Below are 18891 nucleotides of genomic sequence, written 5' to 3'. Positions count from 1 at the left end.
AGGTTAAAGGATGAAAACACTCTACATAGATATGGATAATGTATTGGTGGATTTTCCATCAGGAATCGCAAGAACCCCTGAGCATATACAAGATCAGTACGAAGATCGATTGGATGAAGTCCCTGGCATCTTCTATTTAATGGATCCAATCCCGGGTGCAATTGCTGCGTACGAAGAGTTGGCTACCATGTTCGACACCTATATTCTTTCAACTGCACCATGGGATAACCCAAGTGCATGGTCCGATAAGCTGCTATGGGTGAAAGACTATCTGGGTAAGCCAGCATATAAACGCTTAATCCTAAGCCACCATAAGAATCTGAATGATGGAGATTTCTTGGTGGATGATCGTCTTAAGAATGGGGTAGATCGATTCAAGGGTGAGCATATTCACTTTGCCACCCCTGAGTTTCCTGACTGGGAAACTGTTGTCCGTTATTTAAGGGCTAGAGCCTAACAAGCATATTTAGTGGTTTGGAGATAATGAGCTTTTGCGTCATACCATAACCACATCCCTGTGGTACTCCAAAAACTGTTGCTGCTCATTCCTAAAGCTACCTACATTGATGTTCTTATCAATACACCATTTATCTAGAACAGAATTGTCTAATTGGCTCGAAAGAATTAAATTGCCATTTCCCTCAAAAGAAATAAAACCCTTATCAAATAAGTGATCTATATGTGGCGCCAACAGTAGGCCGTTATACCCACTAATTTTTTCAGCATCATTTGACTTTTTCCACGGCTTAATGTGGCTTGCAATGAGGTGCCTTGGATTTGCTACTTTAGTAACCCTGCAAACTCTCTCAATTTGTCTGACTTGTGCTTTGAAAACCCCCTGGCCACGTCTTGAATTAATAATTTGGGTTTTTTGAGTTGGACCAATATCGGTTCTCATGATGATTTCATCAACTTCTGCGATTTCATCGTTGGGGGGAACAAAATCTAGATTTTGAGATAACTCATCAACAATCGAATCTCCCACGCCTCTAGACAGGGCTATTAGTACATCAGCCATCTCCCCTGAAATCTTTGCCAAATAAATTTGGTTACCAGATCCATCGGGACGAATGGGTGAGAGTAAATCAGGCAGCGTAGGGCTTAACAGTCCCATATGCTCTCTAGGTCTAAATTGCGCCATACCCAATTCTTGAAATGCAACATCTACTAGCCAGCCATCATCCGACCAATTAGCACCTGCACTACCAAAGTCAGGTTTAACACTGGACTGTGCGGGGCTGGTTACCACCCCAATTGCTTTGATATAGGTATCGGCAAATGAAAATACGATATCTCCTACCTTCATTTCTTCCATAAAGTCATATGAAGGAACTCTGCCACCCCTTGAATTTGTTTTGGGTGACCACATGAAGTTCCCTGGAACTTCATGCTTGTAGGTTTGATTTTGACTGACCCACCAATATTGCCGATCTAGTAGTTTTATTGTTGGTGCAGCATCAGCTAGTAAGGTTGGCTGTAAGGGCTCAGATATAAACTGAGTGACAAGGGCCTTGGCAATCTCCGCAATCAGTTCTGGGTTGTTTCTGATTCCCTGATAAAGGTCATCTTTAAGTTGTGCGGAGACATTAGCTTCAATCAGTTGCTTGGGGGTGGGGGTGCCACTCAGTGAGCTCAACTCAGATGGTGCAGTGATATCCCATACCCCATCATTCTTTAAGCGCCAGAAGGGCTCATTACGGGTATTTGAGGCATTGTTAGAGCCATACTTCTCAAGCCATTTTTTGAGATCATGATCAAGCTCTGTAAATGAAAAGCTATTGGAATGGCCGTTCAGAATTCTTTCAAGCAATAACAAAATCAGAATTGGCTTGTGCGGCGCATAACTATCACCTAGTCTTGCACAATTAATTGAGCTAAAGAGTTTGAGGATTTCAGAATTAGTCATTCCCAATACTTCGCTTTTTCAGGAATAATCCATCTCACGCCGCCCCTAGGATCTTCTTGGTCGCCTTTGTATCTGGGGATGAGATGCATGTGTAGGTGGGGCACGGTTTGACCAGCTGCAGTACCATCATTAATACCTAGGTTGTAACCATCAGGATTTAATTCATCCTGCAATGTTATTTTTGCCCTAGTAAGAAGATCCAATAAGCCAAGCTGCTCTTCAACGTCAATCTCAAACCATGAGCCAATATGTCTTTTGGGAATAATTAAAGTATGACCAGTTGAAACTGGAAAGCCATCACGAATTGTTAAGCCATACTCGTTAGAGTCAATAATTCGTTCGGGTGGCAAAGTGCAAAAGGGGCAAGGTTTAGTCATAATTTGCTATGTAATTTTTTAGTGAGCATTACTTTTATATTCTGACAGCTTTAATTCTTCTTCTGTTTTTTCTGACTTTATCCTATCTAGATAGTCTGCCCAATCCTGCATTAACTCAACCCTCTGCTTTATAAATTGAGTGCGGTTATAGCTCTTGCCGTTAACGTCTTTAACTGCGTGAGCAAGTTGAGCCTCTAGGTGTCTCCAGTCTTTATTGAGAACCTCATCGAGCATTGTTCTGCCGCTTGCTCTAAATCCATGACCGCATTGCTCATCGCCATACCCTAGACTGCGAAGGGCTTTGTTGATGGTGCCATCACTCATTGGGCTATTTGCGGTTCGCTCACCTCTAAATACATAGATGCTTTTTCCCGTGTAGCGCTTTACTTCTTTCAGAATCTCAATAGCTTGTTTCGGTAGCGGAACTAAATGATCTTCACCATTTTCTTTTTCATATTTTTCGCGCTTCATCTCCATCGAAGGAATGGTCCAAATACCTTCTTCTAAGTTGAGATGACTCCATTGCATCGTTCGCAAATTAAGTGGCCGCTGGAAGAGGATGGGAGCGAGCTTCAAGGCTGCTTTAACAACTGGAGTACCTGAGTAGCCATCTATAGCTACAAGTAGCTGTGCAAAGCGTTTAGGGTCGGTGATGGCCGGAAGAGTTTTGCCGCGATAAGGTTTGAGTTTTGCTTTGATTCCTCTAGTGGCATCTGGAATTTCATCAAGCGCAACGTACTCCCAAATTTGGCGACAGATCATGAGGTTTCGATCGGCGGTTTCTACTGCGCCACGATCTTCTACTTTTCTCAAGGCAAAGAGAATTTCATTGCCGGTGATTTCTTTCATGGGTCGATCGCCGATCCATGGGAATAGATCTCGCTCCATTTGACGCAGTGTTCTACCCGCATGACTATCACTCCAGGCCGATTTCTTTGTTTTGTACCAATCGAGCGCTATATCTTGAAATGTTTCCCCAATAGCCCTTTGACGACCTTGTTTCTCGACCTTTTTGAGATGGGATGGATCTTTACCTTGTCCCAGTAGCTTTTTAGCCTCATTACGCTTTTCTCTAGCCTCTTCTTTGGGTACTTTGGGATAGACCCCCAGGGCAAGCCTTTTTTCCACCAGCTTGCCATTGTTATGGATGCGATATTTCCAAAACCAATACTTACCCCCATTTTTTCTCACCTCTAGGTAGAGACCTTCTGAATCAGCAAAGCGCTTGAGAGCCTTATCAGGCGGGCATGTGGCGGATTTGCAAGCGATTTCAGTAAGCATAATGGGGGAACTTTTTCGTTGGATAGTTCGATTATTCTAAAGTACCCCCAGAAATACCCCCATATTTATCAAAACTAGTGATTTCTAGCGTTGGCAATAGACAACAAAAAACCCCTTAAAGTCTTTATTCTATAAGGGGTTTTTTGCTATTACTGGGTACTGCTAATACTAATATTGGTGGAGTCGGCGGGAATCGAACCCGCGTCCGCAAATCCTCCACAACAAGTTCTACATACTTAGTCATATCATTTAATTTAGTCGGCTAGTCACAGATTGACATGTTCCACGCTGACGATTCACTAAGTTTTCGTACTATTCCCCGTGACACGAAATAGTCTTATCTCTTGTAAATGACCCTGATGTAGCTTGCGCTACCTGACCCAAGAGAGAATCAGTTCAGGGGCAACCGCATTTAAGCGGCTAGTGCGTAACGTTCGTCGTTAGCAGTTATTACATTCCCATTGATTTACGAGATAACGGGTCCTCGGTATGCCCTTGATGCTTTGTAATCCACGTCGAAACCATGTCGACCCCGGAGTTCATGCATAAGAGCCTCTATTTTAAGGCCGCTGGCCTTAAATTGCGCAGATCTTTTGGAAAAGTCCTTATCCCTTAGTGGGAAAGATGATTGGCATTAACTCAAGTGGGTGGTGAATCAGATAATCTGCACCCCATGCCTCAGGTGGTTCTTTACAGCCACAGTAGCCGTAAGCAGCTGCAACGGTAAGCATTCCAGCCGCTTTACCTGCAATTACATCACGTATGTCGTCACCCACATAAATGGATTTAGTTGGGTCGATATTAGCTATTCTGGCAGCGTGCAGAATGGGCTCGGGATGGGGTTTTGAATGGGGTGTGGTATCTCCAGAAACTGTAGAGATGGCTCTATGTCGCAATCCCATCAAATCTGTCAGTGGTTTAGTGAAGCGCTCACTTTTGTTGGTAACAATTCCCCAGGGAAGGTTTGCCTTTTCCATTTGTTTAAGCAGATCATTCATTCCATCGAATAACTTGCTGTCTACCAGAATTGCTTGTTCGTAGTTCACATAGAACTCATCTCGTAATGAAATAAAGTCGGGGTGATCTGGACTAATGCCGAATGCACCCTCAAGAAGACCACGTGCACCAGCAGACGCATAGGGCCTTAATAATTCATAGGGCTTGGCAGAAAGGTTGCGGGCCAGTAATAATTTATTGGTAGCAGCTACTAAATCAGGTGCTGTGTCTGCAAGCGTACCATCGAGATCAAAGAAAACGCCGTGATAGGGACTTGATGGCAGATTGATACTTTGAGTCACTTTCGCACTGCAATCATGTAATTGACGTCAACATTTTCACTTAGGCTGTAAACCTGAGTCAGGGGGTTGTAGCCTAGGCCCTTCATGCCCAAGAGATCTAATCTTGCATCTCGCGTAAAAGTAACTAATTCAGAGGGCTTAATGAATTTGACGTATTCATGTGTCCCTTTTGGCAGAAGTCGCAGAACGTATTCCGCTCCAATAATCGCAAATAGGTAAGACTTAGGATTGCGATTAAGCGTGCTAAAAAATAAAGTTCCTCCTGGTTTGCATAATGCGGCGCAGGCGCGTACGACAGAGGCTGGGTCTGGAACGTGCTCTAGCATCTCCATGCAAGTAACAACGTCATATTGCTCGGCCTGCTCTTGGGCTAAATCTTCAGCTGAAATCGCACGATAGGTAAGGTTCGCACCAACTTCAAGGGCATGCAGTTCAGCAACCTTGAGGGCTTTTTCTGACAAATCGATACCAGTAGTATCAGCGCCAGATTGAGCAATGGATTCAGCCAAAATGCCACCACCACAACCAATATCCACCACTTTCTTACCTTCTAGATTCACAAAAGATTTAATCCAGTTCAATCTCAAGGGATTTATAGCATGTAAGGGCTTAAATTCGCTATTGGGATCCCACCAGCGATGGGCTAGGGCACTAAATTTGGCAATTTCGGATGGGTCGACGTTCATATTGGTTTAGGCGATCTGGAGGCTACTAGGAAGATTACAAATATAGCGGAAATAAAAAAGCCCGCTGATGCGGGCTTTTTTACAAATAAAGCGAATTACTTAGCTGCTGTACCAACAACTTCGATGTCAGTACGGCGGTTCTTAGCGCGGCCTTCAGCAGTTGCATTGCTTGCAACTGGATTGCTCTTGCCTTTTGATTCTGTGTAAATACGGCTACCGTCAACACCTTTGCTTACTAAGTAAGCTTTAACGGATTGTGCACGACGCTGACCGAGGGCCATGTTGTATGCATCAGTACCGATACTATCTGTGTTACCAACAGCGATGATGACTTCTAACTTGATTTTGCCCAAGTCTCTCGCGATTGTGTCCAGAGTAGCTTTACCTTCTGGCTTCAATGTAGCTTTGTCGAAGTCATAAAGTGTGTCAGCTTGCAAAGTGATTTTGCTTTGGCTAACACCAGCAGGAGCAGGAGCAGGAGCAGGAGGTACTAAAGCACCATCACAACCCTTAGCAGCAGTTGCAGGTGTCCAGTTGTTATCACGCCAGCACAATGTGCCGTCGCCATTTTTCCAGTTCAGGGCGCCGTCGCCATTTTGCCAATTGTCAGACGCCATTGCTGCAGTTGCAGAAACGGTAATAACAGAAGCGAGCAACAGTTTTAGGGTTTTGTTCATTATTGGTCCTCAAAAATCTCTTTTAATTAAAGTCAAACTTAAACGTATTCGCCCTACATTGATGCAAAAGACCGCAAAGCGATACATCTCAATTTCGTACAAACTGACAGAATATTAGCATAGGGGGGTTCTGTCATCAAAATGATATTATTTCAAGATGGAACAAGCCGCTAAAGAAACACTACCAATATCCCTTGAAGACGAAATGCGGAGGTCCTATTTGGACTACGCAATGAGCGTCATCGTCGGCAGAGCCCTGCCAGACGTACGCGATGGCCTCAAGCCGGTTCACCGCCGAGTCTTATTCGCTATGTATGAATTAAACAACGATTGGAACCGAGCTTACAAAAAATCTGCCCGTATAGTTGGCGATGTAATCGGTAAATACCATCCGCACGGTGATTCTGCGGTGTATGACACGATCGTTCGAATGGCCCAGGATTTCTCTCTGCGCTATATGCTGATTGACGGACAGGGCAATTTTGGCTCTGTAGACGGCGATAACGCTGCTGCAATGCGTTATACCGAGATCCGTCTGCGCAAGATCGCTCATGAGCTTTTGGCGGATTTGGACAAGGAAACCGTTGATTTTGGGCCAAATTACGACGGTAGCGAGAAGGAACCCCTGATTCTTCCTGCAAAAGTGCCTAATTTGCTGATTAACGGTAGCTCAGGCATCGCGGTGGGTATGGCAACTAACATCCCCCCTCATAACCTAGATGAGGTCGTTACGGCCTGTTTACACGTGCTTCACAACCCAGAATGCACGATTGATGAGCTTATTGAGATCATCCCAGCCCCAGATTTCCCAACCGCCGGAATCATTTACGGCGTTCAAGGGGTGCGTGAAGGTTATCGCACGGGTCGTGGCCGTGTAGTGATGCGCGCTAAGACTCACTTTGAAGATCTTGATAAAGGTGCTCGCCAAGCCATCATCGTGGATGAGTTGCCGTATCAAGTAAATAAAAAGAACTTGCTCGAGCGTATTGCTGAGTTAGTGAATGAGAAAAAAGTAGAAGGTATTTCTGATTTGCGTGATGAGTCAGATAAATCCGGTATGCGCGTTGTGATTGAATTGAAGCGCGGTGAAGTGCCTGAAGTCGTTCTCAATAATTTATATAAGAGTACTCAGCTACAAGATAACTTCGGTATGAACATGGTGGCCTTGGTGGATAACCAACCACGCTTGTTGAACTTGAAGCAAATGTTGGAGTACTTCTTGCAGCATCGTCGTGAAGTAGTAACGCGTCGCACTATTTTTGAATTGCGGAAAGCGCGCGAGCGCGGACATGTCTTAGAAGGTTTGGCTGTTGCGTTGGCAAATATTGATGAGTTCATTGCCATTATCAAAGCTGCTGCAAACCCAGTGATTGCTAAACAAGAATTAATGGGTAAAGCTTGGGATTCATCGATGGTGCGTGAGATGTTGGCGCGTGCTGAGACTGATACGCCTGGCGGTCGCAATGCATATCGCCCAGATGGCTTATTGCCTGAGTACGGCATGCAAAGTACTGGCTTATATCGTTTATCAGATAGTCAAGCGCAAGAAATTTTGCAGATGCGTTTACAACGCTTGACAGGCCTTGAGCAAGATAAGATTGTGAATGAGTACAAAGAAGTGATGGCAGAAATTTCTGACTTGTTAGATTTATTAGCAAAACCAGAGCGCGTCACTTCTGTGATTGAGAGTGAGCTCAAAGAAGTTCAAGCTGAGTTTGGTATTGCTGGTGGTGACACTGGTCGTCGTTCATTTATTGAAATGAATGCAACCGAACTCTTCACTGAAGATTTGATTACACCGCAAGATATGGTAGTTACACTTTCTCATACTGGTTACATGAAGAGCCAACCTTTGAGCGAGTACCGTGCGCAAAAACGCGGTGGTCGTGGCAAGCAAGCTGCTGCTACTAAGGATGAAGATTGGATTGATACTTTATTCATAGCAAATACCCATGACGCCATTTTGTGCTTCTCTGATCGTGGTCGGATGTATTGGTTGAAAGTTTGGGAAGTGCCACAAGGTAGTCGCACGTCCCGTGGCAAGCCGATTGTCAATATGTTCCCTTTGATTGAAGGCGAAAAGATTACGGTGATTCTCCCGATCAAGGGGTATCAGGACGATCAATATGTCTTTATGGCAACGAGTTTGGGTACCGTGAAGAAGACGCGTTTGTCAGACTTCTCTAATCCACGCAAGGCCGGAATTATTGCGGTTGACCTAAATGAGGGCGACTTCTTGGTCGGCGCTGCAATTACTGATGGAAAATATGATGTGATGTTGTTCTCTGATGCAGGTAAGGCAGTGCGCTTTGACGAAAATGATGTTCGTCCAATGGGTCGTACAGCACGCGGTGTCCGCGGTATGAATCTTGGTGTTGGTCACCAAGTGATTGCAATGCTGGTTGCTCCCGCAGAAGCTGCTGAGGGTTCTGAGGCTGCAGATGTCGATGCTAATGGAATCGCTGCTCCAAGTAGCGTATTAACTGCTACGGAGAATGGTTACGGTAAACGCACTCCAATAGCTGAATACACCCGTCATGGTCGTGGCACTAAGGGCATGATTGCGATTCAAACATCAGAGCGCAATGGAAAAGTAGTTGCTGCTTCCTTAGTATCTCCTGAGGATCAAATTATGTTGATCACTACTGGCGGCGTTTTGGTTCGTACACGCGTTTCTGAAATTCGTGAAATGGGTCGTGCCACTCAAGGTGTTACTTTGATTAATGTGGATGCAGGTACTCGCTTGTCTGGCTTACAACGAATTGCTGAAAGCGATTCCGATGACGAGGGTGATGTTGATGATGCGGAAGAAGGCGATATATCTGCTGATCCAACAACCGATTCCAATACTGATGCGGCAGGTGAAGCCTAATTTGGCCTCACCTCAAGACTAGCAATTATCATGACCTTTGACCGCCGCATTTTTAATTTCGCTGCGGGACCTGCTACTTTGCCTGAGGCGGTATTGAAGCAGGCGGCCGATGAAATGCTTAATTGGCAAGGTCTTGGCACGAGTGTGATGGAGATTAGCCATCGCAGCAAAGAATTCATGGCAGTGTACGAAGAAACTTTGCAAGATTTGCGTTCCTTGATGAATATTCCCGATACTTATGAAATCTTGCTGTTGCAGGGTGGCGGTCTTGGTCAAAACGCTGCGATTCCGATGAACTTAATGCCTTTGGCAAAGAACAGTCCTAAGGCGGATTTTATTGTTACTGGTATTTGGTCTGAGAAATCATTCAAAGAAGCTCAGAAATATGGGACAGCAAATTTAGCAGCATCTTCAGCTGCAGAAAAATTTAATACGATTCCTGCAAGATCTACTTGGCAACTTTCTCAGGATGCTGCTTACGTGCATTACTGCGCGAATGAAACCATTGGGGGTGTTGAATTCCCTGACATTCCTGATGTGGGGAATACGCCATTGGTTGCAGATATTTCTAGCAACATTCTCTCCAAAAAAATGGATATCAATAAGTGTGCTGTATGGTTTGCTGGCGCTCAAAAGAATATTGGCCCCTCTGGAGTTACCATCGTGATCGTCCGTAGGGATTTAATCGGACATAGCATGGGTATCACCCCAACGATTTGGGATTGGGCTGTGCAAGCTAAGACCCAATCTATGATCAATACACCACCTACATTTTCAATCTACATGGCTGGCTTGGGCTTTAAATGGTTGTTAAAGCAGGGTGGCGTTCAAGAGATCGAAAAGCGTAATCAAGAAAAAGCGAATTTGCTCTATAACTTTATAGATCAAAGCAGTCTGTATGGAAATGACGTCACCAAGAAGTACCGTTCACGGATGAACGTGACTTTTTTCCTAAAAGATGAGAACCTAAACGCAGAGTTTTTGGCACAAACTAATGCTGCTGGCCTAGTTGCCTTGCGGGGTCATAAAGCGGCTGGTGGCATGCGCGCCAGTATTTACAACGCTATGCCTTTGGAGGGCGTAAAAGCCCTAGTGGAATTTATGTGTGACTTTGAAAGGCGGGCTTAATGAGTACTGAAGAACAGCGTTTGGCTCCCTTGCGTGAAAAAATTGACTCCTTAGATTCACAGATATTAGATTTACTGACACAGCGTGCTAAAGCGGCTCAAGAAGTAGGTCACGTGAAGGGTGGCTTTTCTACCCCAGTCTTTCGTCCTGAGCGTGAGCGTCAGGTAGTTGCAAAACTTCAAGAGATTAATCAAGGCCCCTTGTTGCCAGATGGTATTGCAGCAATTTGGCGAGAAGTGATGTCTGCTTGCAGGGCTTTGGAAGCGCGACAGACGATTGCCTATCTTGGACCTGCCGGCACTTTTTCTGAGCAAGCAGCGCACACTTATTTTGGTAGCTCGATTACTGGATTACCTTGCAATAGTCTTGATGAAGTGTTTAAGGTAGTAGAAAAGGGTTCTGCACAGTTTGGCGTAGTACCGGTAGAAAATTCTAGTGAAGGCGCCATTTCTCGTACCTTAGATTTGCTGTTGGATTCACCGACGCATATTAGCGGTGAAGTGGTCTTGCCTATTCATCATCACCTCTTATCTAAGAGTGGCAATTTAGATGGCGTCACCACGGTTTGTGCTCATGCACAAGCTTTAGCGCAATGCCAACAATGGTTAAGTCAGCACGCACCTCATTTAAAGCGTCAGGCAGTCAGTAGTAATGCTGAAGCTGCGCGTTTGGCAGCAAGTGATCCTACGCTGGCGGCCATTGCAGGAGATCCTGCACAGTTAGCTTATGGTTTACAAGTTGTCGCTGCTCAAGTTCAAGACGATGCGCATAATCGCACTCGCTTTGTGGTGATTGGGACATATGAATGTCAGCCTACTGGCAAAGATCAAACTTCTTTAGTGCTCTCTGTTGATAATCAGCCAGGTGCAGTGCATCGCTTGCTTGCGCCTTTGGCCAAGCATGGGGTATCGATGAATCGTTTTGAGTCTCGTCCTGCGCGCAAGGGAACTTGGGAATATCATTTTTACATTGACATAGCTGGTCATGCAGCTGATGCAAAAGTGGTGAAGGCGCTAGAAGAATTAAAAGAGACTGCGGCCTTCTATAAAAATCTTGGTTCTTATCCTCACTCTGCTTAAGAGTTAAAAAGCTTAATTTACTGTAGCCAGAATGACTTCAAAAATTGGTTTAAAACACATTCATGCGATTGCACCTTATATTGGTGGGCGTCCTATTAGCGAGGTTGCACGTGACTATGGTCTAGATGAAACTAAGATCGTAAAACTCGCTTCTAATGAAAATCCATTAGGGATGCCACAGTCTGCGCAAGATGCCATGATCAAAGCAGCTGCTGATTTAGGTCGCTATCCTGATTCCAACGGTTTTGAATTAAAGAAGCTGCTCTCTGAGCGTTTGGGTATACCTGCTGATTGGGTGACCTTGGGTAATGGTAGCAATGATATTTTGGAGTTGGCTGCACGTGCAGTTGCGCAGGCAGGTGATGAGATTATTTTCTCTCGCCATGCCTTTGCTGTTTATCCTTTGGCAACTCAGGCTGTTGGAGCAAGATCGATTGAAGTTGCACCAACCAGTCTGTATGGTCATGATTTGCCGGCGATGTTATCTGCCATAAAGGCTTCAGGCGATAAGGCGAAATTGGTTTTTATAGCTAACCCCAATAATCCTACAGGCAGTTACCTCACCGCAAAAGAGATTGAAGATTTTTTAGTGGCTGTACCTAGCAATATCGTAGTGGTATTGGATGAGGCTTATAACGAATATCTCACTCCTGAGCAGCGTTATGATGCGATCGCTTGGGTGAAGCGTTTTCCGAATATGATTTTGTCGCGGAGTTTCTCTAAGGCATATGGTTTGGCGGGCTTACGGATTGGTTATGGTGTTGCCCAAGCTCATGTGACGGATCTACTGAATCGTATTCGTCAGCCATTTAATGTGAATAGTTTGGCTCAAGCAGCAGCGATTGCTGCTTTTCAAGATACTGCCTTTTTGCAAAAAGGCTTTGAGTTAAATCGCGCTGGCTATCAGCAACTTACTCAAGCATTTGACAAATTAAATCTAAGCTACCTCACTTCTGCAGGTAATTTTATACTCGTGAAGGTGGGCGATGATGATGAGGCAGGCAATCGCATTAATCTGGCCCTACTAAAGCGAGGCATTATTGTGCGTCCTGTTGGAAACTACGGCTTGCCTCAGTGGCTCCGAATTTCTATTGGTTTGCCTGAAGAGAATGCTGCTTTCATTGATGCGCTCGGCGAAATCCTGGCGCAGAGTAAATCCTAAATACAACATTTTAAATTTACTAAGCTAATGACCATCATTCATCCAGACAGTAACTACGGAGCCGTCACCATCGTTGGTGTTGGCTTGATTGGTGCATCTCTTGGACTAGCGCTTAAACAAGCAGGTGTAGTGAAAACCGTATTGGGAGTTGGTCGGAGTAAAGACAATTTAGATCAAGCGCAAACGATGGGCGCGATAGATGGTGTAGTCGATTTGGTAGAAGCGGCAAAAAAATCGGACCTGATTGTTTTGTGTGTACCAGTAGCACAGATGCGTGCTGCCTTTGAAGTCATTGAGCCACACCTTGAGCCAAGAACCATGATTACTGATGCTGGAAGTACTAAGGGTGATGTGATCTTGGCAGCGAAAGAGGTCTTGGGTAAAAAAGCCTGCCAGTTTATTCCTGCTCACCCAATCGCGGGTGGGGCTCAGCATGGTGCTAGTGCTGCTCAGGCTGATTTATTTAAGGGTAAGCAAACCATTATCTGCCCTTTGCAGGAGAACTCTCCAGAAGACACAGCATTCATTACAGGCTTTTGGGAATCCGTAGGGTCAACTGTGAAAAAAATCGGTAGCGTTCAACATGATGCTATTTATGCTGCAGTATCCCATTTGCCGCATCTGCTTTCATATGCATTAATGGCAAGCGTTGTGAACTCTGAAGATGCAGAGCAAAAGCTTGATCATGTAGGTGCAGGCTTTAAGGATTTCACCCGGATTGCTGCATCGAGCCCAGAAATGTGGCGCGATATTTGCGTAGGCAATCGCACTGCTATTTTGAAAGAGTTAGATCAGTATTTGCTGATCGTCAATCACATGCGAAAACTAATTGCAGAAAATGATGGTTCTGGATTAGAAAAATTATTTAATAAGGCAAGTAAGGCTCGCCAAGATCTGGATGTGCTTTGATGAGTGGTTTGCCAGATATTCAGATTGGCCCATTCACACGAGCTCAGGGCTCGATCGTTTTGCCAGGATCCAAGAGTATTTCCAATCGGGCTTTGTTATTAGCCGCCCTATCAACAGGTACAACGACTCTCCAGAATTTATTGGATGCTGATGACACACAAGTAATGCGAAATGCGTTACGTCAGCTAGGCCTGACCGTAACGGATAAAGCTGACAATATTTGCGTACTTGAGGGCTGTGGTGGCAAATTCCCCATACGCGATGCCGATCTCTTTATGGGTAACGCAGGTACTGCGATGCGCCCATTAACTGCAGCGCTGGCAATGCAAGGTGGTAACTATCGCTTGTCTGGGGTAGCGCGCATGCACGAAAGACCTATCCGAGATTTAGTGGATGGCTTGCGTCAAGTGGGCGCTAAGATAGATTACGAGTTACAAGAAGGTTATCCACCAATCCAGATTTCTAACGCTGATATTCAAATTAAAGATGTCGTTAAAGTGCGTGGTGATGTTTCTAGTCAATTCCTAACGGCGCTTCTGATGGCTTTGCCTTTAGTTGCCTCTGAGCCCGTACGTATTGAAGTCATCGGCGAGCTCATCTCACGTCCATATATAAACATTACTTTGAAACTGATGTCACGTTTTGGTATAGACGTTGATTGTCCTGATGCGCACTCATTCATCATCCCTGCCAAAAAATCTGATACGATTTATAAAAGTCCAGGTCAGTTGTCGGTTGAAGGCGATGCCTCATCTGCTTCCTACTTCTTGGCTCTTGGTGCCATTGGTGGGGGCCCTATAAGGGTAATGGGCGTAGGCCGTGACAGCATTCAAGGTGATGTGGCATTTGCGGATGCGCTTGCTTTGATGGGCGCCAACATTACTACCGGGGAAGATTGGATCGAAGTGTCTGGTATAAAAAATGCTAATGGAAAACTCAATGGCATTACGATCGATTGCACAGAAATTCCAGATGCTGCAATGACATTAGCAGTTGCCGCGTTATTTGCAGAAGGACCCACTCGCTTAAATAATATTGCGAGCTGGCGTGTTAAGGAGACTGATCGTATTGCCGCAATGGCCAAAGAATTAAAAAAAGTAGGCGCCATCGTTGAAGAGGGGTCTGACTACATTGTTGTTCAGGCGCCAGCATCCCAAGATGATTGGAATGCGCCAAGCGAAGGTATTGACACCTATGATGACCATCGCATGGCCATGTGTTTTTCTCTTGCTGCTTTTGGTCCAAATGCACTGAAGATCAATGATCCCAATTGCGTTGCTAAAACTTTCCCAACGTACTTTGTGGAGTTTGCCAAGGTTGTGAGTTAAAACTCGCCTGCTAATTTTTTATGAGCCTACCCCCAGTTATTGCGATTGATGGACCTACTGCCTCGGGAAAAGGGACTGTTGCCTCCTTAGTTGCTCAAAAGCTCGGATTTCATTATTTGGATAGCGGGGCTCTGTATCGCCTGGTTGCTCTGGCTAGCGAAAAACAAGGAATTGATAGCAAAAATGGACCAGAATTGGGGCTGTTAATTCCTAAGTTATTGATTTCGTTCAGTAATCATCAGATTTTTCTCAATGGCGAAGAAGTTACTGACACCATACGCACTGAAAATATTGGTCTAAGAGCCTCCGTTGTGGCTGTGCATCCTGAAGTGAGGCTGGCTTTAGTAGATCTCCAGCGCAGTTTTCGGCAATCTCCTGGTCTAGTTGCCGATGGTAGAGATATGGGAAGTGTCATATTTCCAGACGCCGTTTTAAAGGTTTTTTTAACGGCAACTGCCTCTGCCAGAGCCGAGCGTCGTTATAAGCAATTGATAGCTAAGGGAATTTCTGCTAAACTTTCCGACTTACTGCAAGATTTGCAGGAGCGAGATGCCAGAGATAGTAGTCGTGGTGCAGCCCCTTTAATCATTGCAAAGGATGCGAAAGTGCTTGAAACATCAGATTTATCGATAGATCAAGCAGTTAAGACAGTTTTAGATTGCTATCAATCTTCGATTGCCTAGTTTTGTAAGTAGTAGTGATGTTAGCTGTAAAGAGTAGTTTTGGCGTCTTAAGGAACTCTACAACGCGGTCATTTCATCAGCGTGTTTCTTGGGGCTTTTTTAACCTTACCCGTCGGGCCTTCTGACGGCACAAAGTGAATACACATGTCTGAATCATTTGCAGAATTATTTGAAGAATCATTAACCCGATCGAATATGAAGACCGGCCAAGTTATTTCGGCTGAAGTTCTTCGCATCGACCATAACTTCGTCGTTGTTAACGCTGGCTTAAAGTCTGAAGCGTTTATTCCTGTTGAAGAATTCCATAACGACGCTGGCGAGATTGAAGTAGCTCCAGGCGATTTCGTTTCTGTGGCGATCGATGCCCTTGAAAATGGCTATGGCGACACCATCCTTTCCCGTGATAAAGCGAAGCGCTTGGCATCATGGATGAATTTGGAAAAAGCACTTGAGCAAGCTGAGATCGTTACTGGTACTGTTACTGGTAAGGTTAAAGGCGGCTTGACTGTGATGGTAAACGGTATCCGCGCATTCTTGCCTGGATCACTCGTTGATACACGTCCAATTAAAGACACTAGTCCTTACGAAGGTAAGACTATGGAGTTTAAGGTTATCAAGCTTGACCGTAAGCGTAACAACGTAGTGTTGTCACGTCGTGCGGTTGTTGAAGCTAGCCAAGGTGAAGAGCGTGCTAAGTTGATGTCTAACCTTAAAGAAGGCGCAGTAGTTACTGGCCTGGTGAAGAACATCACTGATTACGGTGCATTCGTTGACCTCGGTGGTATCGATGGGCTCTTGCACATTACCGATTTGGCATGGCGTCGCGTACGTCATCCAAGCGAAATGTTGACTGTTGGTCAAGAAGTTACCGCGAAGATTTTGAAGTTCGATCAAGAAAAGAACCGTGTTTCACTCGGCGTGAAGCAGCTTGGGGATGATCCATGGGTTGGTATCGCACGTCGTTACCCACCTAATACCCGTTTATTCGGCAAAGTAACTAACTTGACCGACTACGGTGCGTTCGTTGAAATCGAATCGGGTATCGAAGGTTTAGTTCACGTTTCTGAAATGGACTGGACCAACAAGAACGTTGCTCCAAGTAAAGCAACTGCACTAGGAACCGAAGTTGAAGTGATGGTTCTAGATATTGATGAAGACAAGCGTCGTATTAGCTTAGGTATCAAGCAGTGCAAAGCAAATCCATGGGAAGAGTTCTCACGTGCACAGCAAAAAGGCGACAAGCTGACTGGTGCAATTAAGTCTATTACTGACTTTGGTGTCTTTATTGGCTTGCCTGGCGGTATCGACGGTTTAGTTCACCTCTCAGACCTTTCATGGAATGAGCCAGGTGAAGAGGCTGTTAAGAAATACAAAAAAGGTGATGAAATTGAAGCCACTGTATTGGCAATTGATGTTGAGAAAGAGCGTATCTCTCTCGGTATCAAACAATTGTCTGGTGACCCATTCAACAACTACACATCTGTTAGCGACAAGGGTAGTCTTGTAACTGGCACTGTGAAAGCAGTTGATGCAAAGGGTGCAACTATTCACTTAGCTGATGAGGTTGAAGCCTATTTACGTGCATCTGAGATCTCAACAGATCGTGTTGAAGATGCACGCAATGTATTGAAAGAAGGCGATAGCGTTACTGCCATGATCATTAACATTGATCGCAAGTCACGTGTAATCAATCTTTCAATTAAAGCAAAAGACAGCTCTGATCAACAAGATGCGATGAGCAAGCTCCAAGGTGATGCCCAGTCTGGTACCACTAATTTGGGTGCTTTGTTAAAAGCAAAAATGGACAATCAAGGCTAAATCAATATCGCCGCTTTCCATTAGGAGGGCGGCGATTTTTTATTGATAGATCATGACAGATCAAGAGCAACTAGCGATTACTCGCTCCGAACTAGTGGAGAGTCTAGCGGAACAATTTCCGCAGCTTCTGCCTAGGGATGTTGAGTTGGCGGTAAAAACTTTGCTAGACACGATGACCCAGGCTTTAGCTGAAGGTAAGCGTATCGAGTTGCGGGGCGTTGGCAGCTTTGTACTTCATCACCGTCCTTCGCGTACTGGTCGTAATCCCAAGTCAGGCGAGAAGGTATTGATTCCAGAAAAACGCGTTCCACACTTTAAGCCAGGTAAAGAATTGCGTGAGCGTGTGGATTACAAGCCGTTGAAACAGGCGGGCCCTAAAGAGGGTTCAGGTGCCTAGCATTCAGGCTCATCCTCAGTGGTCCATCAGGACCATTTTTTTATTTAAAGTCTGTACATCATGATTCAGATAGGCACTGCTTGGTTATTACTTTTGCCAGTCATGTTTGGGATTGGATGGCTGGCTTCGCGCTGGGATTTACGCCTTGAAAATCGTATGGATGAGCGCGAGCGAATGCGTCAGCAGCGTTCGACCTTTAAAGGGTTAAGTTTACTGCTCAATGAACAGCCTGATCAGGCCATTGAGACACTCGTCAAGATTGCCCAGTTAGATCCAGAGACAATTGAGCTACATTTTTCCTTGGGTAATTTATTCCGTCGACGTGGTGAGACTGAGCGTGCAATTCGTGTGCACCAACATTTGGCGAACCGAGATGATTTAAAGCCACGCGACCGAGATCATGCTGCCTATGAATTGGGCCGAGATTTTTTACGAGCTGGATTATTAGACCGTGCAGAAGCATCATTAATTCGAGTTGGACAAGGCAAGTTTGCGGCACCTGCCAAAGAAAGTCTTCTAGAGATGTATCAGATTGAGCGCGATTGGACAAAAGCCATCATTGCGGCTACAGAGCTTGAAATGCTTCAAGGGAAATCGCATCACACTGAAATTGCGCAGTTTCATTGTGAGCTGGGGCAAGAGGCGCTTAATGCGAAGGATTTAGTGAGTGCTGAGCGCTCTATTCAGGAAGCTTTGCACGTAGTTCCAAACCATACACGAGCACTGATCTTACAAGGTGATTATTTAATGGCTCTAGGGCAACCAGCGCAAGCGATCGAAGCCTGGAGAATTGTTGCTACTTCTCATCCAGCTTATATGCATTTGATTGCTGATCGTTGGATGAAGGCTCATACCGATATAGATCAGGGTGCTGAAGGGTTAGAGCGGTTGTGTGACTTATTAAACACGCAAGCATCAGGCGAGCTTTTGGATGTTGTTCATAAGCAAGTGATGAACATTCGAGGCCTACAGGCTGCCAATGCAATGCTCTCTGAAGTGATGCAGCATTCACCAAGCTTAAGTGCCTTATCAAAATTAGCTGAAACAAGATTGGCCTTAGAAGAAGGCAACGCAAACCCCGAAAGAATTTTAGAGTTGACGTCGATTTTGCACCTCTTACGCCAGCGCACTACTAGCTTGGCGCGCTATACCTGCGGTAATTGCGGCTTTAGGGCTAGACGTTTTTATTGGCAGTGTCCAGGCTGTAATAATTGGGAGGCATACTCCCCAAGGCGAAGTGAAGGCGTCGCTCCGAGCGGCCCTTCGATGTAATACTATCTACCGCAACAA

Annotated in this window: 16 protein-coding genes, 1 other RNA gene and 1 pseudogene; 11 read left to right on the top strand and 7 right to left on the bottom strand. The window is 45.1% G+C overall.

What is annotated here, in order from left to right; translation table 11 throughout:
• Positions 1-10: 10 nt before the first annotated feature.
• Positions 11-457, top strand: a complete 447-nt coding sequence (locus ICN38_RS08680; RefSeq protein WP_216256664.1) for a hypothetical protein — start codon at positions 11-13, stop codon at positions 455-457.
• Positions 458-496: 39 nt separating this feature from the next.
• Here the strand turns inward: ICN38_RS08680 and ICN38_RS08675 are convergent, their stop codons facing one another.
• The 7 genes from ICN38_RS08675 to ompA form a co-directional block, all read right to left on the bottom strand.
• Positions 497-1906 (bottom strand): HNH endonuclease, encoded by a 1410-nt coding sequence (locus ICN38_RS08675; protein WP_216256663.1) that lies wholly within the window; start codon positions 1904-1906, stop codon positions 497-499.
• On the bottom strand, positions 1903-2283 hold the full coding sequence (locus ICN38_RS08670) for an HIT family protein (RefSeq protein WP_216256662.1): 381 nt from the start codon (positions 2281-2283) through the stop codon (positions 1903-1905). Before ICN38_RS08670 ends, ICN38_RS08675 begins: the two co-directional genes overlap by 4 nt.
• An 18-nt stretch (positions 2284-2301) precedes the next feature.
• Positions 2302-3564 (bottom strand): integrase arm-type DNA-binding domain-containing protein, encoded by a 1263-nt coding sequence (locus tag ICN38_RS08665; RefSeq protein ID WP_216256661.1) that lies wholly within the window; start codon positions 3562-3564, stop codon positions 2302-2304.
• 175 nt (positions 3565-3739) lie between these two features.
• Positions 3740-4098, bottom strand: a transfer-messenger RNA (tmRNA) gene (gene ssrA, locus ICN38_RS08660).
• A gap of 71 nt (positions 4099-4169) precedes the next feature.
• A complete protein-coding gene (locus tag ICN38_RS08655; RefSeq protein ID WP_370624387.1) occupies positions 4170-4862 on the bottom strand; it encodes an HAD family hydrolase in 693 nt (230 codons plus the stop codon).
• On the bottom strand, positions 4859-5548 hold the full coding sequence (ubiG, locus tag ICN38_RS08650) for a bifunctional 2-polyprenyl-6-hydroxyphenol methylase/3-demethylubiquinol 3-O-methyltransferase UbiG (protein WP_216256660.1): 690 nt from the start codon (positions 5546-5548) through the stop codon (positions 4859-4861). The genes ICN38_RS08655 and ubiG overlap by 4 nt, the downstream gene beginning before the upstream one ends.
• Positions 5549-5643: 95 nt before the next feature.
• A complete protein-coding gene (gene ompA / locus ICN38_RS08645) occupies positions 5644-6225 on the bottom strand; it encodes an outer membrane protein OmpA (protein ID WP_216256659.1) in 582 nt (193 codons plus the stop codon).
• A gap of 157 nt (positions 6226-6382) precedes the next feature.
• Between ompA and gyrA the strand changes: the two genes are divergently transcribed.
• The 10 genes and pseudogenes from gyrA (at position 6383) to lapB (ending at position 18873) form a co-directional block, all read left to right on the top strand.
• Positions 6383-9097 carry a DNA gyrase subunit A gene (gene gyrA / locus ICN38_RS08640; RefSeq protein ID WP_216256658.1) on the top strand — a complete coding sequence of 905 codons (2715 nt, stop codon included), beginning with the start codon at positions 6383-6385 and terminating at the stop codon, positions 9095-9097.
• A gap of 30 nt (positions 9098-9127) precedes the next feature.
• Positions 9128-10225, top strand: a complete 1098-nt coding sequence (serC, locus tag ICN38_RS08635; protein ID WP_216256657.1) for a 3-phosphoserine/phosphohydroxythreonine transaminase — start codon at positions 9128-9130, stop codon at positions 10223-10225.
• Complete coding sequence (pheA, locus tag ICN38_RS08630) at positions 10225-11304, top strand: prephenate dehydratase (RefSeq protein WP_216256656.1); 1080 nt, start codon at positions 10225-10227, stop codon at positions 11302-11304. Before serC ends, pheA begins: the two co-directional genes overlap by 1 nt.
• Before the next feature lie 31 nt (positions 11305-11335).
• Positions 11336-12466, top strand: a complete 1131-nt coding sequence (gene hisC, locus ICN38_RS08625) for a histidinol-phosphate transaminase (RefSeq protein ID WP_216256655.1) — start codon at positions 11336-11338, stop codon at positions 12464-12466.
• Positions 12467-12493: 27 nt separating this feature from the next.
• Complete coding sequence (locus tag ICN38_RS08620; protein ID WP_216256654.1) at positions 12494-13375, top strand: prephenate dehydrogenase/arogenate dehydrogenase family protein; 882 nt, start codon at positions 12494-12496, stop codon at positions 13373-13375.
• An 8-nt stretch (positions 13376-13383) separates the two neighbouring features.
• Positions 13384-14703: a 3-phosphoshikimate 1-carboxyvinyltransferase gene (gene aroA / locus ICN38_RS08615; RefSeq protein WP_216256862.1), complete on the top strand. Its 1320-nt coding sequence runs from the start codon at positions 13384-13386 to the stop codon at positions 14701-14703.
• Between the two features lie 20 nt (positions 14704-14723).
• The gene (gene cmk, locus ICN38_RS08610; protein WP_216256653.1) at positions 14724-15386 is read left to right on the top strand and encodes a (d)CMP kinase; all 663 of its coding nucleotides are present in this window, start codon (positions 14724-14726) and stop codon (positions 15384-15386) included.
• 144 nt (positions 15387-15530) lie between these two features.
• Positions 15531-17204: a 30S ribosomal protein S1 gene (gene rpsA / locus ICN38_RS08605; protein WP_216256652.1), complete on the top strand. Its 1674-nt coding sequence runs from the start codon at positions 15531-15533 to the stop codon at positions 17202-17204.
• Positions 17205-17256: 52 nt separating this feature from the next.
• Positions 17257-17595, top strand: a pseudogene (locus ICN38_RS08600) (integration host factor subunit beta); the annotation flags it as partial.
• A gap of 66 nt (positions 17596-17661) precedes the next feature.
• On the top strand, positions 17662-18873 hold the full coding sequence (gene lapB, locus ICN38_RS08595; RefSeq protein ID WP_216256650.1) for a lipopolysaccharide assembly protein LapB: 1212 nt from the start codon (positions 17662-17664) through the stop codon (positions 18871-18873).
• Positions 18874-18891 lie beyond the last annotated feature (18 nt).

Source organism: Polynucleobacter sp. AP-Melu-500A-A1 (genome assembly GCF_018882125.1).
Classification (GTDB): domain Bacteria; phylum Pseudomonadota; class Gammaproteobacteria; order Burkholderiales; family Burkholderiaceae; genus Polynucleobacter.
The sequence above is the reverse complement of the archived record's forward strand: the minus strand, read 5'-3'. Positions and strand labels throughout refer to the sequence as shown.

Bases quoted from the DNA above. Each gene is read 5' to 3' on its own strand.
- ICN38_RS08620 (WP_216256654.1), top strand. From the start codon at position 12,494: ATGACCATCATTCATCCAGACAGTAACTACGGAGCCGTCACCATCGTT.
- ICN38_RS08680 (WP_216256664.1), top strand. From the start codon at position 11: ATGAAAACACTCTACATAGATATGGATAATGTATTGGTGGATTTTCCA.
- gyrA (WP_216256658.1), top strand. From the start codon at position 6,383: ATGGAACAAGCCGCTAAAGAAACACTACCAATATCCCTTGAAGACGAA.
- lapB (WP_216256650.1), top strand. From the start codon at position 17,662: ATGATTCAGATAGGCACTGCTTGGTTATTACTTTTGCCAGTCATGTTT.
- ICN38_RS08675 (WP_216256663.1), bottom strand. From the start codon at position 1,906: ATGACTAATTCTGAAATCCTCAAACTCTTTAGCTCAATTAATTGTGCA.
- pheA (WP_216256656.1), top strand. From the start codon at position 10,225: ATGAGTACTGAAGAACAGCGTTTGGCTCCCTTGCGTGAAAAAATTGAC.
- ICN38_RS08670 (WP_216256662.1), bottom strand. From the start codon at position 2,283: ATGACTAAACCTTGCCCCTTTTGCACTTTGCCACCCGAACGAATTATT.
- ubiG (WP_216256660.1), bottom strand. From the start codon at position 5,548: ATGAACGTCGACCCATCCGAAATTGCCAAATTTAGTGCCCTAGCCCAT.
- ICN38_RS08665 (WP_216256661.1), bottom strand. From the start codon at position 3,564: ATGCTTACTGAAATCGCTTGCAAATCCGCCACATGCCCGCCTGATAAG.
- hisC (WP_216256655.1), top strand. From the start codon at position 11,336: ATGACTTCAAAAATTGGTTTAAAACACATTCATGCGATTGCACCTTAT.
- ompA (WP_216256659.1), bottom strand. From the start codon at position 6,225: ATGAACAAAACCCTAAAACTGTTGCTCGCTTCTGTTATTACCGTTTCT.
- serC (WP_216256657.1), top strand. From the start codon at position 9,128: ATGACCTTTGACCGCCGCATTTTTAATTTCGCTGCGGGACCTGCTACT.
- cmk (WP_216256653.1), top strand. From the start codon at position 14,724: ATGAGCCTACCCCCAGTTATTGCGATTGATGGACCTACTGCCTCGGGA.
- rpsA (WP_216256652.1), top strand. From the start codon at position 15,531: ATGTCTGAATCATTTGCAGAATTATTTGAAGAATCATTAACCCGATCG.